At 67.1% G+C, this 22,757-nt stretch carries 19 protein-coding genes; 16 read left to right on the top strand and 3 right to left on the bottom strand.

The genetic code is table 11. The features are described 5' to 3' along the window. Positions 1 to 83: 83 nt before the first annotated feature. Entirely contained in the window at positions 84 to 1,076 is a 993-nt protein-coding gene (locus EV560_RS11150) for a heparin lyase I family protein (RefSeq protein ID WP_131855823.1), read from the bottom strand. A 168-nt stretch (positions 1,077 to 1,244) separates the two neighbouring features. On the opposite strand from EV560_RS11150, the gene EV560_RS11145 reads away from it, so the two are divergent. The 11 genes from EV560_RS11145 to EV560_RS11095 all read left to right on the top strand — a co-directional run bounded on the left by EV560_RS11145 (position 1,245) and on the right by EV560_RS11095 (position 14,407). After that, entirely contained in the window at positions 1,245 to 3,977 is a 2,733-nt protein-coding gene (locus EV560_RS11145; RefSeq protein ID WP_165923418.1) for an ABC transporter transmembrane domain-containing protein, read from the top strand. Next, the gene (locus EV560_RS11140) at positions 3,974 to 4,426 is read left to right on the top strand and encodes a Crp/Fnr family transcriptional regulator (RefSeq protein ID WP_131855821.1); all 453 of its coding nucleotides are present in this window, start codon (positions 3,974 to 3,976) and stop codon (positions 4,424 to 4,426) included. Before EV560_RS11145 ends, EV560_RS11140 begins: the two co-directional genes overlap by 4 nt. Positions 4,427 to 4,454: 28 nt before the next feature. After that, positions 4,455 to 6,344: an adenylate/guanylate cyclase domain-containing protein gene (locus EV560_RS11135; RefSeq protein WP_131855820.1), complete on the top strand. Its 1,890-nt coding sequence runs from the start codon at positions 4,455 to 4,457 to the stop codon at positions 6,342 to 6,344. A gap of 77 nt (positions 6,345 to 6,421) precedes the next feature. Then, entirely contained in the window at positions 6,422 to 7,081 is a 660-nt protein-coding gene (locus EV560_RS11130; protein ID WP_131855819.1) for a class I SAM-dependent methyltransferase, read from the top strand. Further along, the gene (locus tag EV560_RS11125) at positions 7,078 to 8,334 is read left to right on the top strand and encodes a glycosyltransferase (protein ID WP_131855818.1); all 1,257 of its coding nucleotides are present in this window, start codon (positions 7,078 to 7,080) and stop codon (positions 8,332 to 8,334) included. The genes EV560_RS11130 and EV560_RS11125 overlap by 4 nt, the downstream gene beginning before the upstream one ends. Then, entirely contained in the window at positions 8,331 to 9,500 is a 1,170-nt protein-coding gene (locus tag EV560_RS11120) for a glycosyltransferase family protein (protein ID WP_131855817.1), read from the top strand. Before EV560_RS11125 ends, EV560_RS11120 begins: the two co-directional genes overlap by 4 nt. Positions 9,501 to 9,680: 180 nt before the next feature. Then, positions 9,681 to 10,667: a cobaltochelatase subunit CobS gene (gene cobS, locus EV560_RS11115; protein WP_131855816.1), complete on the top strand. Its 987-nt coding sequence runs from the start codon at positions 9,681 to 9,683 to the stop codon at positions 10,665 to 10,667. Between the two features lie 13 nt (positions 10,668 to 10,680). Further along, entirely contained in the window at positions 10,681 to 11,031 is a 351-nt protein-coding gene (locus EV560_RS11110) for a GFA family protein (RefSeq protein WP_131855815.1), read from the top strand. A 12-nt stretch (positions 11,032 to 11,043) separates the two neighbouring features. Continuing rightward, a complete protein-coding gene (locus EV560_RS11105; protein WP_131855814.1) occupies positions 11,044 to 11,511 on the top strand; it encodes a GNAT family N-acetyltransferase in 468 nt (155 codons plus the stop codon). Next, a complete protein-coding gene (gene cobT, locus EV560_RS11100) occupies positions 11,508 to 13,406 on the top strand; it encodes a cobaltochelatase subunit CobT (protein ID WP_131855813.1) in 1,899 nt (632 codons plus the stop codon). Before EV560_RS11105 ends, cobT begins: the two co-directional genes overlap by 4 nt. Next, on the top strand, positions 13,403 to 14,407 hold the full coding sequence (locus tag EV560_RS11095) for an esterase-like activity of phytase family protein (protein ID WP_131855812.1): 1,005 nt from the start codon (positions 13,403 to 13,405) through the stop codon (positions 14,405 to 14,407). Before cobT ends, EV560_RS11095 begins: the two co-directional genes overlap by 4 nt. Before the next feature lie 153 nt (positions 14,408 to 14,560). On the opposite strand, the gene rpmB is transcribed toward EV560_RS11095, so the two are convergent. After that, entirely contained in the window at positions 14,561 to 14,848 is a 288-nt protein-coding gene (rpmB, locus tag EV560_RS11090; protein ID WP_131855811.1) for a 50S ribosomal protein L28, read from the bottom strand. A 378-nt stretch (positions 14,849 to 15,226) separates the two neighbouring features. Between rpmB and EV560_RS11085 the strand changes: the two genes are divergently transcribed. From EV560_RS11085 to EV560_RS11065, 5 genes are all read left to right on the top strand, one after another. Next, complete coding sequence (locus EV560_RS11085) at positions 15,227 to 16,054, top strand: DUF3108 domain-containing protein (RefSeq protein WP_131855810.1); 828 nt, start codon at positions 15,227 to 15,229, stop codon at positions 16,052 to 16,054. A gap of 429 nt (positions 16,055 to 16,483) precedes the next feature. Further along, positions 16,484 to 19,924: a helicase-related protein gene (locus EV560_RS11080; protein ID WP_131856205.1), complete on the top strand. Its 3,441-nt coding sequence runs from the start codon at positions 16,484 to 16,486 to the stop codon at positions 19,922 to 19,924. Positions 19,925 to 19,936: 12 nt separating this feature from the next. Then, positions 19,937 to 20,248: an RNA-binding S4 domain-containing protein gene (locus EV560_RS11075; RefSeq protein ID WP_131855809.1), complete on the top strand. Its 312-nt coding sequence runs from the start codon at positions 19,937 to 19,939 to the stop codon at positions 20,246 to 20,248. Between the two features lie 175 nt (positions 20,249 to 20,423). Further along, the gene (fdxA, locus tag EV560_RS11070) at positions 20,424 to 20,759 is read left to right on the top strand and encodes a ferredoxin FdxA (RefSeq protein ID WP_131855808.1); all 336 of its coding nucleotides are present in this window, start codon (positions 20,424 to 20,426) and stop codon (positions 20,757 to 20,759) included. Between the two features lie 441 nt (positions 20,760 to 21,200). Then, complete coding sequence (locus EV560_RS11065; RefSeq protein ID WP_131855807.1) at positions 21,201 to 21,806, top strand: CarD family transcriptional regulator; 606 nt, start codon at positions 21,201 to 21,203, stop codon at positions 21,804 to 21,806. A 59-nt stretch (positions 21,807 to 21,865) separates the two neighbouring features. Here EV560_RS11065 and EV560_RS11060 read toward each other — a convergent pair whose 3' ends face one another. Then, the gene (locus tag EV560_RS11060; protein WP_131855806.1) at positions 21,866 to 22,735 is read right to left on the bottom strand and encodes a dienelactone hydrolase family protein; all 870 of its coding nucleotides are present in this window, start codon (positions 22,733 to 22,735) and stop codon (positions 21,866 to 21,868) included. Positions 22,736 to 22,757: the final 22 nt, after the last annotated feature.

The following is a 22,757-nucleotide window of genomic DNA, read 5'->3' as shown; positions in this document are numbered from 1 at the left end:
CCCGCCTGCCGGGATGTTGTTACTAGACGTGGAAAGCTTGGCCTTGCCAATCCTCGTCTCGATCGAGATACGCGTGACGGCTCCTAGTCGAGCGGACATTGCCCGCCCCGCATGACATCGGCGCAACGCGGGCCGCGCCGGAAATTGTCGTAGGTGACGCTCCATGGCAGCGCGCTCGGCGCCCGGTATGGACCGAACTTGAAATATTGGTTCTTGTCGAAGCCCGGACCGTCATGGCCGATATGGCCGCGCACGCTGGCGATCGGGCGGCCATCGGCGAAGATCTCGACATGGCCGTTGCCATGCGGCCCCGGGCTGGAGCGGAAGACGAAGTCGATCCAGCCGTTCTGGGCCGGGGGCAGCTCGCCATGCCGGGTGACCGTGATCGCGCTCGTGCAGGAATCGAAATAACCCGGGTAGTTGGCACGATTGGTGCCCGTTTCCATCGCGACGAGAGCGCGGGTCTGACCGACGGTGGGCCGGTTCAGGACGAGCGCCTCGCCCGGCCTGCAGCCGTCCGGGCGGTCCGGCCCGCCGATAGGATAGGTCTCGACCAGGTCGGTCTCGACGGTGACGCCGAGATGGCCCTGGTAGAGCCTGACCGCCATGAACGGCGAATAGTCGCCATCCCCTAGGGGAAGGGCCTCACGCTTCCATTGCATGATGACATAGCGGGCATCGTCCTGCGGCACGGGGTCGTCGAGATTGACCGATAGCCCATACCAGACCGTCTGGTCATAGCCGGCGAGCACTTCCGGCCGCTCCCAGACCTCGGCCCGCTCGGCGCAATCGGCATCGGCGTGACTACCACAGGCCGGATTGACCGAGAGCGTCACCGCGCCGGTGCCGGCTTCGACATCGGTGTTCTGGAACGTCACGCGCCCGGCACGCTGCTCGATGCTGTCCTTATAGAAGAGCCCGCCCTTTGCGGCGAAATCCGTGCCTTCGAAATCGTCCTTCAGGAGCAATTGCGCCGGGTCGTCGGCCGGTCCCGAAAGCGAAGGCGAGGCCGCCGCCACGAGCAGCGCGAGCCCCAGGGCATGCCTGCGCCAGCCTCCGGCACGCCTCAGGCCCATTCGTTTTCCTCCACCAAACGTGATCGAACCATGCAAGCTGCTCGTCATGCAAGCGTCGCACTTGCCGCAGTGCGACATTGCGCTGGACCCGTACCTGACACACATATGTCGCAGAGCAGGTTAAGCGATTGGCGGGCGGGCTCCCGCCCCGCCAGACAGGACCGCCCCTTGGAGACAAACCTCTTCCGTTACGTCTGGCAGAAGAGCCGCGGCGAACAGATTGTCGTTCTGCTGATCATCTTCGCCTCGATCCCGTTCAACTGGATCTCGTTCGATGTGCCCAAGCGCATCGTCAACGATGCGATCCAGGGCGGCGCGTTCAAGGACGGCAAGACGACCACGACCCTGATGGACTTCACCATCCGCATGCCGGAATTCCTCGGCGGCGCGCGCTTCCATCTGTTCGACGGTATCCAGGTCAATCAGCTCGGGCTGCTGCTCGGCCTGAGCCTGTATTTCCTGCTGCTGGTGCTGATCAACGGCGCCTTCAAATACGTCATCAACGTCCGCAAGGGCATTCTCGGCGAGCGCATGCTGCGCCGCATGCGCTACGACCTGTTCAGCCAGCTGATGCGGTTCCGGCCCGAGGAGATGCGCTCGGTCAAGCCGGCCGAGGTCGCCAGCATGATCAAGGACGAGGTCGAGCCGATTGGCGGCTTCGTCGGTGATGCCTTCATCCAGCCGATCTTCCTGCTCAGCCAGGCGATGACGGCTCTGGTCTTCATCATGGCGCAGAGCGTCTGGCTCGGCTCGATCGCGCTGCTGATCGTGATCGCGCAGGCGATCATCATCCCGATCCTGCGCAAGGAGCAGCTCAGGCTGGGGCGCGAGCGGCAGATCGCCTCGCGCCAGCTCGCCGGACGGATCGGCGAAGTCGTCGATGCCGGGCCGACGATCCAGGGCCATGGCGCGACGGCCTATGTGCAGTCCGACATCGCCGGCCGGCTCGGGACGCTGTTCGACATCCGCTACGCGCTCTACAAGCGCAAATTCGCGGTCAAGTTCCTGAACAACCTGCTGGCTCAGGTGACGCCGTTCTTCTTCTACGCGATCGGCGGCTATTTCGCGCTCCAGGGCCGCCTCGACATCGGCCAGCTCGTCGCCGTGATCGCCGCCTATCGCGACCTGCCGCCGCCGATCAAGGAGCTGATCGACTGGGACCAGCAGCGCAATGACGTCACCATCAAATACGAGCAGGTGATCAGCCAGTTCAATACGGACGAGACTTTGGTGCTCGCCGAGGAGGAGGGCGTCACGCGGCTGCCCGATACGGGCGAGATCCGTCTCGATAGCGTCGAGGTGCTGGATAATCGCGGCCAGCCGCTGCTCATGCCGCTGTCATTGCGCGTGCCGCGCCCGAGCGTGGCCGCGATCATCGGCCCCGATGGCGGCGCCCGCGACGTGCTCGGCCGCATTCTCGGGCGGCAGATCATGTCCTATTCCGGCCGGGTGATGATCGACCGGACCAATCTCGGCCGGCTCTCGGTCGAGCGTGCGAGCCATCTCATCGGCTATGCCGGCCAGGATGGCGAAATCATCAACGGCACCTTGCGCGAGAACATCCTGCTGCCCTTGAAGCGCCACCGCCCGAAGCCGCATCCGGACGGCAAGCTGACGGCGCAGGAGCATCATCGCTTCATCGAGGCCCTGCGCTCCGGCAATACGCCATTCCCGTTCACGGCCGACTGGACGGATTACGAAGGCGCAGGCCTGAGCAATGGCGACGATCTCGAGGCCCATATCCGCAGGGTGCTGGAGGTGCTCGGCGTCGCCGAGGACGTCTATGAGCTCGGTCTCGACGGAAAGCTCTATGCCCCGCTCGATGCGCATGTGCGGGACAGCATCATCGAGGCGCGCGAGGCGGTCTCCAACGAGCTCGCCAAGAGCAAGATCGCGGGCATCGTCCAGGCCTTCGATCCGGAAAGCTACAACGCCAACGCGACGATCGCCGAGAACCTGATCTTCGGCACGCGCCGGAGCGAGCGCTTCGCCAACGAGCACCTGCTGGGCGAGCCCTATGCCCGCGCCATCCTGCAGGCGGAGGCGCTGATCGAGCCGCTGGCCGAAGTGGGCGCGCGGATCGTCTCGACCGTGGTCGAAATCTTCGAGGGCCTGCCGCAGGGCCATGCGCTGTTCGAACGCTACACGTTCGGTGCGAGCTTCGACCTCGAGAAGCTGAACGAGCTCGCGGCGACGCTCGCCAAGCAGGACATGCGCCAGCCGCTCGATCCGGAGACGGAGCGGGACCTGGTTGCGCTCGCGCTCGGCTATATCGAGCCCAAGCACAGGCTGAACCTGGTCGGCGACGCCCTGCGCCGGCGCCTGCTCAGGGCGCGCGCCAGCTTCAAGGCGCATCTGCCGGCCGATGCTGCCGGCGATATCGAGTTCTACGATCCGCAGAAGATCATGCATGGCGCCAGCGTGCGCGATAACCTGCTCTTCGGCCGGATCGGCTTCGGCGTCGCCGATGCCGGCAAGAAGGTCGCGCAGATCATCCGCGCCGCGCTCTCGCGCTCGGGGCTGGAGGCGGAGCTCTACCGGCTCGGGCTCGACACCGATTGCGGCATTCGCGGACGCTACCTGCCGCAGCGGCTCAGGCTCGCGGTGCCCTTGGCGGAGGCCCTGATCAAGGCGCCGCAGATCGCGGTGCTCGATCCCACCGCGCTCATCGCCACCACGAGCAAGGGGCCGGAGATCATCCGCCGCCTGCGTGAGCATTGCGCCGGAATGACACTGTTCCTACTTCTTGGAGATGCTAGTCTTGCCAATGACATCACGCCGAGGATCGTGTTCCACGGACCCTCCGGCGTGATCGAGGACGGCGACGGGGAAGACCAAGGGGCGGGCGACATCGTGTCGCCGGCGCTTCCGGTCGCCGAACGGATGGAGGCGCGACCATGACGCTCGAAGCCGATCTCTCCTGCCTGAGGAGTGTTCCGCTGTTCCGCACCCTGCCGGGTCCGCGACTGAAGCTCGTGGCCCTGATGGGCGAGCGCCTGAATTTCGATGCCGGCACGATCATCCTCGGCGAGGGCGAGCAGCCGGAAGGGGTCTATTTCATCCTCGAAGGCGAGGCCGAGCTGGCCGAGGTCGGCGCCGATGGCGGCGCACGGCGCTTCACCTTCCGGCCCGGGAGCCTGTTCGGCGACGTGCCGCTCCTGAGCGGCCAGCGCTATATCGGGGAACTCACGGCGAAGACCGACGTGGCGACGCTGCGCCTGCCCAAGGACCTGTTCTTCGAACTGCTGGAGACAATCCCGGATTTCAGCATCGCGCTGTCGCGCGATCTCGCCTCGCGGCTCTACAGGCTGGCGGATTCCGTGCTGCATAGCGGCGAGAAGGTGCATTGAGCAGGTTCAAGTCCCGGCGGGGGGGCATATGAGCCTCCCCCAGGCCGCGAACACGCGGCGCGAGAATTCCGGCCTGAGCGCCGGGATGGAGCAGGCCTCGTCCTGGAGCCGGGACATCAGGCTGGTCTCCGGCCTTGTCCTGCTGTTCTTCGCCACCACGCATTTCCTCAACCACGCCGTCGGCATTGCCGGGCTCGAGGCGATGGAGATGGTGCAGAACTGGCGCTATGCGCTGTGGCATTCCTGGCCGGGCACGATCGTGCTCTACGGCGCGCTGATCGTGCACCCGGTCTTCGCGCTGCTGCGCGTGGCCCAGCGCAGGACGTTCCGCATGCCGGCGCGGGAGCTGCTGCAGATCGCGCTCGGGCTCGCCATCCCGCTGCTGCTCGTCGACCATATCGTCAACACGCGGGTGATGGGCAGCGTTTTCCATCTCGACGAGAGCTACCACACCGTGCTGCGCCGGCTCTGGCCGCATTATGCGCCGACGCAGTCGCTGCTGCTGCTGCTGGTCTGGATCCATGGCATGATCGGCCTGCATTTCACCTTCCGCGGGCGCGACGGCTATGCGCGCTGGCGCGATCCGTTCCTGCTGCTGGCGATCCTCGTTCCGCTGCTGGCGCTGATCGGATTCATGGTCGGCGGGCGCGAAGCGGACAGGATGGCGCTGCCGCCGGAGGTCATGACCGAGGTCCAGAGCCACACGCTGGAGCGCAACGTGCTCATGGCGAAGTCGGCCTTCTTCGGCCTGGTCGGCTTCTTCACGCTCTTCGTCGGCTGGCGCGAGATCAGGGTGCGCACGACCCGCGCCATCACCGTGCGCTTCGTCGGCCATGGCGTGCGCAAGATCGCGCCCGGGCTTACCGTGCTGGAGATGTTCCGGCGCTTCGGCATTCCGCATGCGGCCTTGTGCGGCGGACGGGCACGCTGCGCCACCTGCCGTGTCCTGGTGCTGGACGGGGCCGAGAACCTGCCGGTGCCAGGGCCGAACGAAGCGAAACTGCTGCGCCGGATCTCGGCGCCCGATCGCGTGCGCCTCGCCTGCCAGATCAGGCCGCGGCACGACCTGCAGGTGCAGATCCTGCTCGCCTCCAAGCTCGGCACCGCGGCGCAGAACAGCCTGGCGCTCGACAGCAGCATCGGCCGGCGCGGGCTCACCGTGATGGTGGCCGATCTGCGCGCCTTCTCGGCGCTGTCCGAGCGGCAATTGCCGCATGAACTGATCGGGTTGCTCAACCGCTTCTTCGACGAGATGGGCCAGGCCATCACCGCCCATGGCGGGCGCATCGATGCCTTCTATGGCGACGGCTTCATGGCCGTGTTCGGTCTCGAAGGCAGCGCGGCGCGGGCCGGCATCTCGGCGATCACGGCCGCCGGCGACATCGTGCTCGCGGTTGAGGCGCTGAACCGCGAGTTCGGCGCGGCCCTGCCGCTGCCGCTCCGGATCGGCATCGGCATCCATACCGGCCAGGCCGTGGTCGGGGCGGTGCAGAGCGACAGTCTCGGCCGCCATGAGATCACGGTCGGCGAGACGGTGATGATCGCTGCGCAAATGGAGGCGGCGACGCGGCGCGTGCTGGCCGATATCGTCGTCTCCGAGGCGACGATCGCCGCGACCGGTCGCAGCTTCAGCAGCGCGACTGCGCTCAAGGTGCCGATCAAGGGACGCGACAAGCCGATGGCGGCCTTCGGGTTCGCCAAGCCGCCACAGGCCCCGGCGAGCGAAGAAGAGCCGGTGGAGACGCCGCCGCCCGGGCCGAACTCGGGCGAGATGGTGGCTCAGACCTTTGCCGCGCCCGATCTTGTCGAGACCGCTGCCCCGGCCGAAGCGGTCGCCGCCGGGCCGCGACCCGGGCCGCGGCGCGGCAGGTCGCGCTCCGCCAAGGAGAAGCCGGCAGACGAGACCTCGGAGGGCTGAGGGTCCACAGGCCGGCTGGCCTTTGCCGCCGGGCTTGCCTATGGTCCGGCCGGATCGATCGACACTATGCGAAATACATGAGCAACGCCCCACCGGACGCCTTCTACGACATCCTGCGCGGCGTTGCGGCATTGACCGGCAACCGGGTCGTGGGCGATCTCGCCAAGCTGGTCGGCGATGGCATGCCCGATGACCTCTGGGTCGCTTTCAACCATAAGCAGATCGCCTCCAAGCGCTGGCTGGTCGATATCCTGGCCGAGATCCTGCCGCGGCCGGCAGGGCCGGTCTGGGTGCTCGGCGCCTGGTATGGCGTGCTCGGCGCGATGCTGCTCGACGACGAGCGGCTGAAGGTCGGCGAGATCTTCAGCCTGGATATCGATCCCGGCTGCGCGCCGGTCGCGGAGCGCCTGAATCGGCGGCATGTCGCAGAGGGGCGGTTCCGGACGGTCACGGCCGACATGATGGCTGTCGATTTCGCGAGCCAACAGGCTGCTCCCGGCCTCGTCATCAACACGAGCTGCGAGCATCTCGACGATGTGCCCGGCTGGCTGGCCTCGCTGCCACCCGGCCTGCCGCTGCTGCTGCAATCGAACGATTATGTCCGGGAGCCGGACCATCGCAGCTGCGTCGCCTGCCTCGAAAGCTTCAAGGCGCAGGCCGGCCTCTCCGAGCTGCTCTATGCCGGCGCGCTGCCGCAGAAGAACTACACCCGCTTCATGCTGATCGGCCGGCGATGAGCGGCGAGGTGCAGCCGCGGGTCGCGATCGCGATGAAGGGCTATCCGCGCCTGTCGGAAACCTTCATTGCGCAGGAGCTGCTTGGCCTGCAGCGGCGCGGGCTGCCCTTCGCGATCTGGTCGCTCCGCCACCCGACCGACGGGGCGCAGCACCTGATGCACAAGGAGATCGCGGCTCCCGTGCATTACCTGCCGGAATATCTGCATGACGAGCCGCGGCGCGTGCTCCTGGGACTGCGCCATGTGCTGGCAAATGGTTCGTTCCTGGGCGTGCTCGGCATCTTCCTGCGCGACCTCTGGCGCGAGCCGACGGCCAACCGCATCCGTCGGCTCGGCCAGGCCTGTGTCATGGCGCGCGAACTGCCGGCCAGCGTGACGCATCTGCACGTGCATTATCTGCACACGCCGGCCTCGGTGATCCGCTATGCGGCGCGGATGCGGCGCCTGAGCTTCTCCTTCTCGGCCCATGCCAAGGATATCTGGACGACCCCGGATTGGGAGAAGTCCGAGAAGATCAGGGCGGCCCAATGGGGCGTGACCTGCACGGTCGACGGCCATCGCGAGCTGCAGCGGCTGTCGGACCGGCCGGACAAGGTCGCGCTGGTCTATCACGGGCTCGATCTGGCTCGCTTTCCGGCCCCGCTCGCGGATCGTGCGGCACGCGACGGCAGCGATCCAGCCGATCCCGTGCGTTTCGTCACCATCGGCCGCGCCGTCGAGAAGAAGGGTTTTGACGATCTGCTCGCGGCGCTGGCGCGGCTTCCGGCCAAGCTGCACTGGCAACTCATCCATATCGGTGGCGGCGACAGGCTGAAGGCCCTTGCCGAGCAGGCCGAGCGGCTCGGACTGACCAGGCGCATCACCTGGCTCGGGCCGAAGGCGCAGCGGGAGGTGATCGTGGCGCTGCGCGCCTCCGACCTCTTCGTGCTGCCGTCGAAACAGGCGGGAGACGGCGATCGGGACGGCCTGCCCAATGTGGTGATGGAGGCGGCAAGCCAGGCGCTGCCGATCGTCGCCACCGATTTCGCCGGCATTCCAGAATTCGTGCGCGATGGCGTCGAGGGACTTCTGGTTCCGCCTCGCGATGTCGATGCGCTCGCAAAGTGCCTTGGCGAACTCGCCCGCGACCCTGCCCGCCGCCTGGCCCTGGGCGGGGCGGCCTATAAGCGGCTGCGCGAGGATTTTTCGGCCGATGCCGGGCTCGACCATATCCACCAGGCGCTGCTGCGCTCGCTGGCGAAGGGGCGTCCGTGAGCCCGCGCGTCCTGATCTCGGTGACGCATCTGCTCGGCAGCGGCCATCTGGTCAGGGCGATGCATCTTGCCCGCGCGCTCGGGGCTGGCGGCTTCGAGGTCACGCTGGCGAGCGGCGGCACGGCCATTCGCGCCGCCTCGGGCGAGGCTTTCAGCTTCGTGCAATTGCCGCCGATCAAGACGGAAGGGCTCGATTTCCGCAACCTGCTCGACGAGCAGGGCCGGCCGATCGACGATGCGCGCCGGGCCGGGCGCATGAGGATGCTGACCGATCTGGCGAAAAGCCTGCGGCCGGATGTGGTGATCACCGAGCATTTTCCGTTCGGCCGCCGACAACTCGTCGACGAGTTTCTCGGCCTGATCGCTGCCGCGAAAGCCGCCAATCCGGACAGCATTGCGCTTTCCTCGATCCGCGACGTGCTGGTGACGCCGCGTCAGGACCGGATCATCGAGGCCGAGCGGCGGATCGCCGAGCGTTTCGCCGGCGTGCTCGTCCATGGCGATGCCGGCTTCCTGCCACTCGACGCGTCCTGGCCGGTCGGGCCGGAGCTGGCGGGGGCGCTGCATTATACAGGCTACCTGACCGGCCCCGAGGAGGCGCTCTCGCCTGTCGAGAACGGCGAGATCATCGTCTCCGGCGGCGGCTCGGCGGCGTCGCTGCCGCTCTTCGAGATCGTCATCGCTGCCGCCATCCCTCGCCCGGACAGCCGCTGGCGCATCCTCGCCGGGCACGGCATCGCCGAGGCGGAGTTCGCCAGGCTGCAGGGATCGGCGCCTTCACATGTCGTGGTCGAACGCGTCCGGCCCGACTTTCCGGCACTGCTTGCCGGCTGCGCGCTCTCGATCAGCCAAGCCGGCTACAATACCGTGCTCGACCTGGTTCGGGCCGGCCGGCCGGCCATCGTCGTGCCCTTCGATGCCGGTGCCGAGACCGAACAGACGATTCGGGCCGCGGCCATGGATCGCGCCGGCCTCGCCCGCTGCCTGCTGCTCTCGGGAGAGGAGCCGCTCACGCCGGAGGCTCTGGGCGCGGCCGTCGATGCCTCGCTGCAGCGGAACCGCACCGGGGGTGTGACGATCGATCGCGATGGCGCGGGCAAGGTCGCCGGGATCGTCATGCGTCTGCTGGCGGAACGGCAGGCGGACCGGGCTGAAAAGCGGCTCTGACCCGTCTTCCAGCGCATGGCTGTGGAACTTGGCATGCCTATTGCGAATTGCCGGCTTCAGTCTTTGCGAATTGCCGCTCCGCGACTTTCGCTCTAATTAGGGTTGGATACGCCTCCCCCTTTCGGTCGGCTGCGGGTCAACCGGTCTTCACCCGGTCCTTGTCCCACGCCCGGAGACACGATGATGACAACGACGACTGCCCAGGGCCTTCCCGACATGAAGCTGTCGGTGCGCCAGACCTTCGGGATCGATTCCGACCTCGAAGTGCCGGCTTTCTCGCAGCCGGACGCCCATGTGCCTGATCTCGATGTCGATTACCGTTTCGACCGCGACACCACGATCGCGATCCTCGCCGGCTTCGCCCATAACCGCCGCGTGATGATCTCGGGCTATCACGGCACCGGCAAGTCGACCCATATCGAGCAGGTCGCGGCCCGGCTGAACTGGCCCTGCGTCCGCGTCAACCTCGACAGCCACGTCTCGCGCCTCGATCTCGTCGGCAAGGACGCGATCGTGCTGAAGGAAGGCAAGCAGATCACCGAGTTCCAGGACGGCATCCTGCCCTGGGCGCTGCAGAACAACATCGCGCTGGTCTTCGACGAGTACGATGCCGGCCGCCCGGACGTGATGTTCGTGATCCAGCGCGTGCTCGAGCAATCCGGCAAGCTGACGCTGCTCGACCAGAAGCGCGTCATCCGGCCTCATCCCGCCTTCCGCCTGTTCGCCACGGCGAACACGGTCGGCCTCGGCGACACCTCGGGCCTCTATCACGGCACCCAGCAGATCAACCAGGGCCAGATGGACCGCTGGTCGATCGTGACCACGCTGAACTACCTGCCGCATGACAACGAGGTCGCGATCGTGCTCGCCAAGTCGAAGCACTACCAGACCTCGCCGGAGGGCAAGGACATCGTCAACAAGATGGTCCGCGTCGCCGACCTGACCCGGAACGCCTTCATGAACGGCGATCTCTCGACCGTGATGAGCCCGCGCACGGTCATCACCTGGGCCGAGAATTCGGCGATCTTCGGCGATATCGGCTTCGCCTTCCGCGTCACCTTCCTGAACAAGTGCGACGAGATGGAGCGGGCGCTGGTCGCCGAGTTCTTCCAGCGCTCCTTCGGCAAGGAACTGCCGGAGAGCGCCGTTAACGTCGTGCTGAGCTGAGGCGGGGCGGGCGATGGCGCGTTACCAGGGCAGCTGCCATTGCGGGCGGGTCGCATACACGGTCGAGGCCAATCTCGACCGGACGATCACCTGCAACTGCTCCTATTGCCAGCGCCGCGGCTCGATCCTGACCTTCGCGCCGGCGACCGCCTTCACCCTCGAAAAGGGCGAGGACGCGCTGACCGAGTACCGGTTCAATACCCAGAAGATCCAGCATCTGTTCTGCGAGACCTGCGGTATCGAATCCTTCGCGCAAGCGGTGGCGCCGGATGGCACGCCGACGGTCGCGGTCAATGTGCGCTGTCTGGGCGGCGTCGAACCGACCGATCTGGAGCCGACGCTGTTCGACGGGCGTTCGCGCTGACGGAGCGGAAACATGGCGGATATCGCTGCTGAATGCGTGGGCGCCGCCGAGCCGGCGGCCGGAGCGGCCACGGTCCAGCATGAGGCGGATTTCGCCACGACCCGCGAGGTGGTGCTGCGTGGCCTGAGCGCGCATAACGAGGCCCGCATCGGGCCGCGCAACACGCAGCCGCTGGCACTCAGCCTGCGCGATGAGGCCGGCGCCATGGTCGGCGGCCTTGTCGGCGAGCTGAAATGGGAATGGCTCTATGTCGACCTGTTCTGGATCGACGAGGCGCATCGCGGCGCCGGCCATGGCGAGGCGCTTCTGGCGATGGCCGAGCAGGCGGCGCGCGATTATGGCGCGCGCGGTGTTTATCTCGCTACGATGAGCATTCAGGCGCCGGGCTTCTACCCGCGCATGGGCTATCGCGAATGCGGCCGGATGGAGGATTATCCGGTCGCAGGCCAAAGGATCCATCACTTCGTGAAGGCGCTATGAGCATCTCCAACCGCAAGCCCGGGCAACCCAAGGAAGCGCCGGCCGAGCCGCTGAAGCGCGCGATTTCGAGCGCGATGAAGGCGATCGCGCGCAAGCCCGAGCTCGAGATCGTCTTCGCGGCGGACAAGCCCTCGCTGATCGGCGAGCGCGCCCGCCTGCCCGAGCCGCCGCGCAAGCTGACCGCGCAGGATGTCGCGATCCTGCGCGGCCATTCCGATTCGATGGCGCTTCGGCTCGCCTGCCATGATGCCTCGGTCCACCGCCGCGCCGCGCCGGAGGGCGATGCCGCCCGCGCCGTTTTCGACGCGGTCGAACAGGCGCGGGTCGAGTGCATCGGCTCGCGCCGGATGAGCGGCATGGCCGGCAATATCGGCGCCATGCTGGAGGATCGTTATCATCGCGGCGGCCGCTACGAGGAGATCACCGACCGGGCCGACGCGCCGCTGGAGGATGCGCTGGCGCTGATGGTGCGCGAGCGCCTGACCGGGCTGAAGCCGCCGCAGGCCGCGGCAAAGCTGGTCGATCTCTGGCGTGAGACGATCGAGGCCAAGGCCGGCGCCGATCTCGACCGGCTGTCCGGCGCGGTCGAGGACCAGCGCGCCTTCGCCCGCACCGTCCGCGACATGCTGGTCTCGCTCGACATGGCCGAGCAGACCGCGCAGGGCCAGGACGAGGAAGAGGACGACGAGAACCAGGACCAGTCCTCCGAGGATCAGCAGCAGCAGGATGGCGAGGCCGAGCAGGAGAGCGGCGGCGAGCGCTCCGAGGTCGAGGTCAGCGACGACGCCACCGAGGAATTGCAGGAGGGCGCCTCCGAGGCCGCCGATGCTCCGGCCGGCGACTGGGACGACGAGGACGAGAACTCCGAGTCGGAGGAGGCCGGCGAGGCCCCGCGCCCGCGCGAGGGCCGCCAGAACGACCGGCCGCTGACCGACTACAAGGCCTATACGACCAAGTTCGACGAGATCGTCACGGCGGAAGAGCTGTGCGATCCGGAGGAGCTGACGCGCCTGCGCGCCTATCTCGACAAGCAGCTGGCGCATCTGCAGGGCGTGGTCGCGCGCCTCGCCAACCGGCTGCAGCGCCGCCTGATGGCGCAGCAGAACCGCTCCTGGCAGTTCGATCTGGAGGAGGGCGCGCTCGATCCCTCGCGTCTGCCGCGGATCATCATCGACCCGTTCCAGCCGCTCTCCTTCCGGCAGGAATCGGACACGAATTTCCGCGACACAGTGGTGACGCTGCTGATCGACAATTCCGGCTCGATGCGCGGAAGGCCGATCACGGTCGCGGCGACCTGCGCCGACATCCTGGCCCGGACGCTGGAGCGTTGCGGCGTCAAGGTCGAGCTGCTCGGCTTCACCACCCGCGCCTGGAAGGGCGGGCTGGCGCGTGAGAGCTGGCTGCAATCGGGCAAGCCGGCCAATCCGGGCCGCCTCAACGATCTCCGCCACATCATCTACAAGGCGGCGGATGCGCCCTGGCGCCGGGCGCGGAAGAATCTCGGGCTGATGATGCGCGAGGGGCTGCTCAAGGAGAATATCGACGGCGAGGCGCTGGATTGGGCGCATAAGCGCCTGCTGGGGCGGCCGGAGCAGCGCAAGATCCTGATGGTGATCTCGGATGGCGCGCCGGTCGACGATTCGACCCTGTCGGTCAATGCCGGCAATTATCTCGAGCGGCACCTGCGCCATGTCATCGCCGAGATCGAGACGCGCTCACCGGTCGAGCTGATCGCCATCGGCATCGGCCATGACGTGACGCGCTATTATCGCCGCGCCGTCACCATCGTCGATGCCGAGGAACTCGGTGGCGTGATGACGGAGAAGCTCGCCGAGCTGTTCGAGGAGGATGGCGGCGGGACAACGAAGGCCCCGGTTTCGCGTCGCCTGCAATGAGACTGACGCGGCGGGGCCTGCTCGGCGGCCTCGGCGCCGCGGCCATCAATGCGCCTGCGCTGGCGCAGAGTGTCGAGCCGGGGCGTATCCCGATCACGGTTTCGGCCAGGCCGATCGAGCATTTCGAGCCGCGCAGTCCCGGCAAGAGCCGCTTCGGCGAGCTGGTCTTTCGCGGTGGCCTTGCGCTCACCGGCAGCCACCCGCGCTTCGGCGGCCTGTCCGGCCTCTGGCGCTCGCGCGATGGGGCGGATCTCGTTGCCATCACGGATAACGGCTTCTGGCTGACAGCGAAGGTCGTGACCCGCAACGGCCGGGTCGCGGGGCTGGACAGTGCCGAGCTCTCGCCGATCCTCGGCGCGTCCGGGCGGCCGCTCTCCCGCTCGCGCTACTATGACACCGAAAGCCTGAGCATCGCCGATGGGATCGCCTATATCGGCGTCGAGCGCACGCACGACATCCTGCGCTTCGATTGGGCCAAGGAGGGCGTCGAGGCGCGGGCACGGATCATGCCGGTGCCGCGCGAGGTCAAGCGCCTGCCGAATAATCGCGGGCTGGAAGCGCTCGGCGTCGCTCCTGCCGGCCATCCCCTGGCCGGCGCGTTGATTGCGATCGCCGAGCGCTCCGGCAAGGAGGACCAACCGACGGCAGGGTTCATCATCGGCGGTCGCCAGCCCGGCCTGTTCCAGGTGCGCCGCCATGACGGTTTCGACATCACCGACCTCGCCTTCCTGCCGGGCGGCGATCTCCTGCTGTTGGAGCGCTGGTACAAGCCGCTGAGCGGCGTCGGCATGCGGATCAGGCGGGTGGCCGGGGCGAGTGTCAGGCCGGGGGCGATGCTCGACGGGCCCTATCTGATCGATGCCGATCTCGGCCAGGAAATCGACAATATGGAAGGGCTCAGCGTCCATCAGGCGCAGGGGCGGACGATCCTGACCCTGATCTCGGACGATAATTTCTCGTTCCTGCAGCGGACGCTGCTGCTGGAATTCGAGCTGGCCTAGCCGTCATTGCGAGCGCAGCGAAGCAATCCAGGCTCGTAGAGCTCGGCGGCCCGTGGATTGCTTCGCTGCGCTCGCAATGACGGGCAGCGCCCGCGCCAAAACGAAAAAAGCGGCCTTTCGGCCGCTTCATTCAATCGATCGTGAAGCCCGCGCTCAGTTGGCGGCGAGCTTCTTCTCGATGTCGCGCTTCAGGGCGAGGGCGCCGACCGAGAGGTCGCCGGCCGGAGCCTTGACCAGGAAGGCGTCGAGGCCGCCACGGTGCTCGACCGAGCGCAGGGCGTTGGCCGAGACGCGCAGGCGAACGGCACGACCGAGCGTGTCGGACTGCAACGTGACATTGACGAGGTTCGGCCGGAAGACGGTCTTCGTCTTACGGTTCGAGTGGCTGACGAGATGGCCGGTCAGGGTGGCTTTCCCGGTCAGTTCGCAACGGCGGGCCATGGTTTCGTTCCCTTTACCCGGAGGCTCAAACAAAAATGCCGACACGCGACGTGCCGGACATGAGCACCGGAAGTCAAATTGAAGTCGCGGGTCTATAGCCAAGCAGGCCGTTCGCGTCAAGGACAAGCGTCACTCGCGCGTGACGAATGTGTCGCGCCTGCGTCATCCACCGATCGAGCTGAGACGCCGCTCGCCAAATGCGGCGAACGAGGCCACGATTCAGTCCGATTCGCAGTGCATGCCGTGCTAGGATCGGCGGGATGGAAACGGCGCATCCTGGAAGTCGTCTCTTAACGAATTTTTGAGCATGATGTCGTCCCAAGGTTAAGGCCGAGCACTCGGCATCATGCGTCGGAATCACGAGCCCGGAGGAGCTGGATGAAGCCTGCCATCGCGCCGCCCCTTTCTGGGCTTGGCCTCGCCGCGCTCATCCTCGCCGTCGGGCTCGGAACACCGGCCGCCGCCGCTTCGCTCGATGCCAAATACGATATTTCGCTGCTCGGCATGACGCTCGGCACCGCAAATCTCGTCGGCGGCATCAATGCCAACAGCTACAAGATCGACATGGTCGCGAAGCTGACCGGGCTCGTCGGCAGCTTCACCGGCGGGCGGGGCTCTGGCGCCGCGACCGGCAATGTCAGTGGCAACCGGGTTTCGCCCTCGACCTTCGCGGTCACCTCGGCGAGTTCGAGCGAGAGCCGCACCGTGCGCATGGCGCTTGACGGCAATGCCGTGCAGGCCGTCGCGGTCGAGCCGCCGGTCGATGCCAAGCCCGACCGGGTGCCGCTGAACGACAGCCACAAGCGCAATGTCGTCGATCCGATCAGCGCCTTCCTGATGCCGGTCGACGGCAAGGGCGGCGCCGGTGCCGCCTGCAACCGGACCTTGCCGATCTTCGACGGCGCGGCACGCTACGACATCAAGCTGAGCTATGCCGGCTCGAAGCAGGTCCAGCTCGAAGGCTATAGCGGCCCGGTCACTGTCTGCCAGGCGCGCTATGTGCCGATCGCGGGCCATCGCGAATTGCGGCCGAGCACCAAGTTCATGCGCGAGAATCGCGACATGAGCGCCTGGCTCGCGCCGGTCGCCGGCACGAACATGATGGTGCCGGTGCGTATCTCCGTGAAGACGATGGTCGGCACCGCCGTGATCGAGGCTTCGAGTTTCAAGGTCGATCCGGGCACAACGGCTAGCGCCAAGCGGTAGGGCACGCTGAGCACGGCGCGAACTGCGCTGGACGGATATGCGATAGCGTGATGGCAAGGCTCCTTGCCTGTAGGCAGTCCACTGCCTGCGCAGCAGCATTTCACGTTGCAGCGCGCATGCGATGACGCTGCCCCTCTCGTTTCGTCGCAAGGCATGCTTAAGTAGGGGCCGGAGCGACAGCCCAGCGCTGTCAGCGCCTTCGCGAACAAAGGCGGAATCATGCCGGTGTCCCGATTCCAGATATTGTGGCGATCGTGGCCGATGCCACGAGATATCGCCGTGAACGAATCCCGATTCTCGCTGAGTCAGCGATTCGGGCTTGCTTCGTTCAGGACTCGTTCCGCCGCCTAATCCAACGCTTTCCTTGCGTCAGCGCGAGTGCCTCCGGTGTCGCGCAGCCGCCCGGATGTCACGATCGGTCGCGACTTGATTTCACTTCGTTCCCTCCCGCCCTCGGTGCGTTCGCGCGGCGTCACAGCGGTTCTCGGCCCCACCAATACCGGCAAGACGCATCTGGCGATCGAGCGCATGGTGGCGCATCCGACAGGCATGATCGGCCTGCCGCTGCGCCTGCTGGCGCGCGAGGTCTATGGCCGCGTCGTCGACAAGGTTGGGGCGGATGCGGTCGCGCTCGTCACCGGCGAGGAGAAGATCAAGCCGGAGCGGCCGCGCTTCTGGGTCTGCACGGTCGAGGCGATGCCGCGCGATCTGGAGGTGGATTTCGTCGCGATCGACGAGATCCAGCTCGGCTCCGATCTCGACCGCGGCCATGTCTTCACCGACCGGCTGCTCAACCGGCGCGGCCGGGCCGAGACGATGCTGATCGGCGCCGGCACGATGAAGCCGGTGGTCGAGCAGCTCATTCCCGGCGTCAACGTCGTGACGCGGCCGCGCCTGTCGCAACTGACCTTCGCCGGCGACCGCAAGATCACGCGCCTGCCGCGGCGTTCCGCCATCGTCGCCTTCTCGGTCGAGGAGGTCTACGCCATCGCCGAGCTGATCCGCCGGCAGAAGGGTGGGGCGGCCGTCGTGCTCGGCGCGCTCTCGCCGCGCACGCGCAATGCCCAGGTCGAGATCTACCAGTCCGGGGATGTCGACTACCTCGTCGCCACCGACGCGATCGGCATGGGGCTCAACCTCGATGTTGACCACATCGCCTTCGCCGCCGACAGCAAGTTCGACGGCCATCATTTCCGCAGGCTGCATCCGGCCGAATTCGGGCAGATCGCCGGCCGGGCCGGCCGGCATGTCCGCGACGGCACCTTCGGCACGACCGGGCGCTGCGAGCCCTTCGAGCAGGAACTGGTCGAACGGATCGAGGACCACCGGTTCGAGCCGATTCGGCAGCTGCAATGGCGCAATTCCGATCTCGACCTGCGCTCGATCCCTGGGCTGCTGGACACGCTGAACCAGCTGCCGACCGAGCCGGGGCTGACGCGTGCGCTGATCGCCGAGGACATGACGACGCTGGAAATCCTGGCGCGCGACCCGGATGTGAAGGCGCTGGCGCATGGCCGCCCGGGCGTCGAACGGCTCTGGGAAGTCTGTGGCCTGCCCGATTATCGCAAGATCGCGCCAATGCAGCACGCCGATCTTGCGACAACGCTCTATCTTAGGCTGATGCGGCATGGCAGGCTCGATCCCGACTGGTATCGGACCCAGCTCGACCTGCTCGACCGCACCGATGGCGAGATCGATACGCTCTCGGCGCGCATCGCTCAGGTACGGACCTGGACCTTCGTGGCCAATCGTCCCGACTGGCTACCTGATCCAGAGCATTGGCAGGGGGTGGCTCGTCTTGTAGAGGACAAGCTGTCGGACGCTTTGCACGAGAGGCTTGCCAGCCGTTTCGTCGATCGGCGCACGAGCGTGCTGATGCGTCGTTTGCGGGAGAATGCGATGTTGGAGGCTGAGGTCACCGCGACGGGCGATGTGCTCGTCGAGGGACAGCATGTCGGGATGCTGCAGGGTTTTCGCTTCACGGCGGACCCGAAGGCGGGCGGGCCCGAGGCGAAGGCCTTGAACATGGCGGCGCTGAAGGCGCTCGCCAGCGAGATCGAGGCGCGTGCCGCGCGGGTCGTGCTCGCGGCGGACGATGCCTTCGTGCTGTCGCATGACGGCCTGGTGCGCTGGATCGGCGAGCCGGTGGCGCGCCTGACGGCCGGTGAGAAGGCGCTCGAGCCGCGACTGCGCCTGCTGGTCGAGGAACATCTGACCGGACCGGCGCGTGAGCAGGTCGAGGGACGGCTCAACACCTGGCTGAAGAATCACATCACCCGCCTGCTCGGGCCGCTCCAGCTGCTGGAGAATGCCGAGAGCCTGACCGGGATCGCGCGCGGCATTGCCTACCAGGCGGCGGAGGCGCTCGGCGTGCTCGAACGCGCCAAGGTCGGCGAGGAGATGAAGGCGCTCGACCAGGAGGGCCGCGCGGCGCTGCGCCAGCTCGGCATTCGCTTCGGCGCCTTCCATCTCTATGTCCCCGCGCTGCTCAAGCCGGCGCCGCGGGCGCTCGCGGCCCAGCTCTGGACGCTGAAGCATGGCGGGCCGGATCAGGCCGGGCTCGACGATATCGCCCATCTCGCTGCCTCGGGCCGGACCTCCTTCGCCGTCGACAAGGCGGTGCCGAAAGGACTTTATCGCGCTGCCGGCTATCGCGTCTGCGGCGAGCGCGCCGTGCGCGTCGACATCCTGGAGCGGCTCGCCGATCTAATCCGCCCGGCCATCGCCTACCGGCCGGGCGCCACGCAGGGGCAGCCGCCGGCCGGAAGCGCGGATCAGGACGGCTTCGTCGTCACCGGGGCGATGACATCCCTCGTCGGCTGCGCCGGCGAGGATTTCGCCTCGATCCTGCGTTCGCTCGGCTATGTCTCGGTCAAGCGCCCAGGTCCGGCCATCACGGTGCCGCTCGCCCCGCCGCCGGCCGCGACCGAGCCGGTCAAGGTCACCGAGGCTCCCGCATCGGCGGGCGAGACCGAGGCGATGCTGAACGCCGAGGCAACGGAATCCTCCGAGACCAGCGAGGCCGCGCAGCCTGCCGAGGCGGGCGAGCCGACACAGCAGGCGGCTGAAGCGGAGACGGCCGAGCAGGCCGAGGCCCCGGTGGTCGAGGCTGCCGAGCCGGTCGTGGCCGATACGGCTGCGCCGGAGACGGCGGATGCACCGATCCTGACCGAGGCCGAGCTGCAGCAGATTCCGCAGCCGGTTCCGGCGGACATGATGTCGGCGCTGCCGGCGGCCGAGCCGGAGACGACCGAGGAGGCGGCGACCGAGACGCAGCCCGCGACCGAGGCGGTTGCGCCGGCAGAGGTCGCTGCGACGGAGGAGTCTCCCGCTGCCCCGGCCGAGCCCGAGATGATCGAGGTCTGGCGGCCGCATCGCCACCAGGGTGGCGGACGCCGGCCGGAGCAGGGCAATCGTGGCCGCCGCGACGGCGCGCCCGGCGAGCGCCAGCCCGGCTTCAACCGCGGCGAGCGTGGCGACCGTCCCAATCGCGACCGGCGTCCGGACGAGCGTCGACGCGACCGGCCGGCTGCCGCCGCAGAGGGCCAGAACGTCGCCGGTTCGCCCGAGAGCGCGCGCCAGGAACGGCCGCAGCGCCATGATCAGGCGCGCAACGACCAGCCGCGTCAGGATCAACCACGCCGCGACCAGCCGCAGCGCAATGGCCGCCCCGACCAGCAGAACCGCGGCCCGCGCCCGGAGTTCAAGCGCGATCGCGACGGTCAGAGGCCGGGCGGACCCCGCCGCGAGGAGCGCGGCGAGCGCTTCCAGCAGCCGCCCAAGCCGCGCCCGGCCGACCGCGAGCCCGATCCGGATTCACCCTTCGCCAAGCTCGCGGCGCTGAAGGCCCAGCTCGAAGGCAAGCGCTGATCGGACGAGCCATTGCGAGAAGATCGTCAGCGCCTCGACAAATGGCTCTGGTTCGCGCGCTTCGCGAAGACGCGTTCCGCCGCCGTGCGTCTGGTCGATGACGGTCATGTCCGTGTGGCCGGTCGGCGGGTCGACAATGCCGCCCATGGCCTGAAGCTCGGCGACGTGCTGACGCTCGCCCTGCCGCACGCGACCATCGTCGTGAAGCTCGTCTCCCTCGGCGAACGCCGCGGGCCCTATGAGGAGGCGAAACTGCTCTATGAGCGGCTGGACGAGGGCGCGCGCGGCGATGCGTCGCTTGCGGATGACGAGCCGACCGGATAGAGCGCGGGGCCGTCCGGTGTCCGTTCGCGGGTGTCGGCAGGCGCACGGAAAAGATTGTTCTTATTCTAACTCGGAGAAGAGATTTTTCTTCCCGACTCGGCCGGAATAACGGCCTTGAAACACCCGGCTTCGCGGCTTTTATGAGCGGTGAGACCGATCTGGAAGGACTGGCGACATGACCTATGTGGTCACCGAAAACTGCATCAAGTGCAAGTACATGGACTGTGTCGAGGTCTGTCCGGTCGACTGTTTCTATGAAGGCGAGAACATGCTCGTCATCCATCCCGACGAATGCATCGATTGCGGCGTCTGCGAGCCGGAATGCCCGGCGGAGGCGATCAAGCCCGATACCGAGCCCGGTCTCGAGAGCTGGCTGCAGCTCAACTCCAAGTATGCATCGAGCTGGCCGAACATCACCCAGAAGAAGGAACCGCCGGCTGACGCCAAGGCCTTCGACGGTGTCGCGGGCAAGCTCGAGATGCTATCGCCGGAGCCGGGCGAGGGCGACTGAGGCATCTGCCTGCGCTGCCCCGACATCGTTTTGGCGCTTCGACCCGGCAAATCTGCCGTAGGGGCATGCGAAAAACGCGTTAACTAAATCACGCCTGCGGCAAGCAGCCCCGGTCCAAAAGAGCGTTTACCTTTGATTCGGCGTGTTTTTTGTGCTACAACCTATGCACAGTCGAATTCCGTTCCGCTTGCCCCTGCGAGGTTTTTCAAAAACGGGGCGCCCCCTTCGATACGGATCATGAGCTACCGGCCGAACGCCGGAGCGTCATGTCTTCTGTGTCGAATGGTTAGCAAGAAGCAGTCGGCTGAGGGAGCGTGAGGCGCCGGGCTTATGGCCGAAAGCCAAGTCCGTATCGCATCAGGCAGAGTGTCTTCGGTCATCCGGCCGGGGGCGAACAATCTCGGGCTCGCGTCAAGCGGGCCGATCAGGAGTCGTAACGGCATGTCCACTGTGAAGAAAGCTGTTGTGCGCCAGGGATTCAAGACGGGCGAGTTCGTCGTGTACCCCTCACATGGCGTAGGCCAGATCACGGCCATCGAGGAGCAGGAAGTCGCTGGCTTCAAACTCGAGCTCTTCGTCGTCAGCTTCTCCAAGGACAAGATGACCCTGCGCGTGCCGACCGCGAAGGCCGCCAGCGTCGGCCTGCGCAAGCTCGCCGATGCCGAGCAGGTCGCCAAGGCGCTGAACACCCTCACCGGCCGTGCCCGGATCAAGCGCACCATGTGGTCGCGCCGCGCCCAGGAATACGAGGCGAAGATCAATTCGGGCGATCTCGTCGCCATCGCCGAGGTCGTGCGCGACCTCTATCGCTCCGAGGCGCAGCCCGAGCAGTCCTATTCCGAGCGCCAGCTCTATGAGGCGGCCGTCGACCGCATGACCCGCGAGATCGCGGTGGTCGACGACGTCACCGAGACCGAGGCGCTGAAGAAGATCGAGGGGCAGCTCGCCAAGTCGCCGCGCCGCGCCAGCAAGGCGTCCGAGGCCGATGCCGACGCCGACAACGATCTCGAAGGCGACAACGACGACATGCAGGAAGAGGCCGCCTGAGGCACCTTCCGCGTCGCGAAGTTCAAGACCCGGCGGGCGACCGCCGGGTTTTTTGTTGTTCAGGCTGTCCCGGTCTCGGTCGCCAGGAAGGCGACGGTGCGCTCCCAGGCCTGCTTGGCTGCCGCGGCGTTATAGCGCTCGGCGCTGGTGTCGTTCAGGAAGGCGTGGTCGACATCTGGGTAGATGATGATCTCGTGGCGGATATTCGCCGCCTTCAGCGCCTTCTCGTAATCCGGAACCTGTTGGACCAGTCTCGTATCGCGCGAGGCCTGCTGGATCAGGAGGCGCGCCTTGATCTGTGGCACTTTCGCAAGATCTGGCGAACGGCCGTAGAAGACGACGCCGGCGGCGAGCTCGGGAGCCGAGACGGCGAGATCGTTGACCGCGCCGCCGCCCCAGCAGAAGCCGACGGCTCCGGTCTTGCCGGTGGCATCGGGCCTTGCGGCAAGGAAGGCGAGCGCCGCACGCCCCTGCGCGACGACCTGCTCGCCCGATAGCTGCGGGAAGAGCGCCCGGGCCGCATCGGGATCGCTCGGCGTGCCGCCCAGCGGCTCGAGGAAATCGAGGCCGAGCGCGGTGAAGCCTGCGAGCGCCATCCGGCGCGTGACATCCTCGATATGCGGATTGAGGCCGCGATTCTCATGGATCACCAGCACGCCGCCGCGCCGGCCGGCCGCCTTCGGCGTGACCAGATAGCCCTTCAGCTTGACGCCGTTGACCACCTCCTCAAGGCGGCTCGCGCTCAGGCGTGGATCATCGGCAGCGACCTGCTGGGCCTGGGCATAGTTCGGCTCGAGCAGCGCGAGCGCAGCTTCCGCCGCGGCGGCGGTGCCTGCAATCGCGAGCAGGCGGTTCATGAAGACGCGGCGATCGAGCGGCTTATGGGTGTATTCGTCATAGAGCTCGACGATGCGGCGATCGAGGGCCATGGCAATCTCCCGCGAAGACCGG

The organism is Allobosea sp. BK604, assembly GCF_004341515.1.
Classification (GTDB): Bacteria; Pseudomonadota; Alphaproteobacteria; order Rhizobiales; family Beijerinckiaceae; genus Allobosea.
Note: the sequence above shows the minus strand (reverse complement) of the source record. Positions and strands in the feature narration are given on the sequence as shown.

What these genes read in the sequence shown, in the direction of transcription:
- EV560_RS11150 (WP_131855823.1), bottom strand. Translation starts at nt 1,076, where the DNA reads ATGGGCCTGAGGCGTGCCGGAGGCTGGCGCAGGCATGCCCTGGGGCTC.
- EV560_RS11140 (WP_131855821.1), top strand. Translation starts at nt 3,974, where the DNA reads ATGACGCTCGAAGCCGATCTCTCCTGCCTGAGGAGTGTTCCGCTGTTC.
- EV560_RS11135 (WP_131855820.1), top strand. Translation starts at nt 4,455, where the DNA reads ATGAGCCTCCCCCAGGCCGCGAACACGCGGCGCGAGAATTCCGGCCTG.
- EV560_RS11130 (WP_131855819.1), top strand. Translation starts at nt 6,422, where the DNA reads ATGAGCAACGCCCCACCGGACGCCTTCTACGACATCCTGCGCGGCGTT.
- EV560_RS11125 (WP_131855818.1), top strand. Translation starts at nt 7,078, where the DNA reads ATGAGCGGCGAGGTGCAGCCGCGGGTCGCGATCGCGATGAAGGGCTAT.
- cobS (WP_131855816.1), top strand. Translation starts at nt 9,681, where the DNA reads ATGATGACAACGACGACTGCCCAGGGCCTTCCCGACATGAAGCTGTCG.
- EV560_RS11110 (WP_131855815.1), top strand. Translation starts at nt 10,681, where the DNA reads ATGGCGCGTTACCAGGGCAGCTGCCATTGCGGGCGGGTCGCATACACG.
- EV560_RS11105 (WP_131855814.1), top strand. Translation starts at nt 11,044, where the DNA reads ATGGCGGATATCGCTGCTGAATGCGTGGGCGCCGCCGAGCCGGCGGCC.
- cobT (WP_131855813.1), top strand. Translation starts at nt 11,508, where the DNA reads ATGAGCATCTCCAACCGCAAGCCCGGGCAACCCAAGGAAGCGCCGGCC.
- EV560_RS11095 (WP_131855812.1), top strand. Translation starts at nt 13,403, where the DNA reads ATGAGACTGACGCGGCGGGGCCTGCTCGGCGGCCTCGGCGCCGCGGCC.
- rpmB (WP_131855811.1), bottom strand. Translation starts at nt 14,848, where the DNA reads ATGGCCCGCCGTTGCGAACTGACCGGGAAAGCCACCCTGACCGGCCAT.
- EV560_RS11085 (WP_131855810.1), top strand. Translation starts at nt 15,227, where the DNA reads ATGAAGCCTGCCATCGCGCCGCCCCTTTCTGGGCTTGGCCTCGCCGCG.
- fdxA (WP_131855808.1), top strand. Translation starts at nt 20,424, where the DNA reads ATGACCTATGTGGTCACCGAAAACTGCATCAAGTGCAAGTACATGGAC.
- EV560_RS11065 (WP_131855807.1), top strand. Translation starts at nt 21,201, where the DNA reads ATGTCCACTGTGAAGAAAGCTGTTGTGCGCCAGGGATTCAAGACGGGC.
- EV560_RS11060 (WP_131855806.1), bottom strand. Translation starts at nt 22,735, where the DNA reads ATGGCCCTCGATCGCCGCATCGTCGAGCTCTATGACGAATACACCCAT.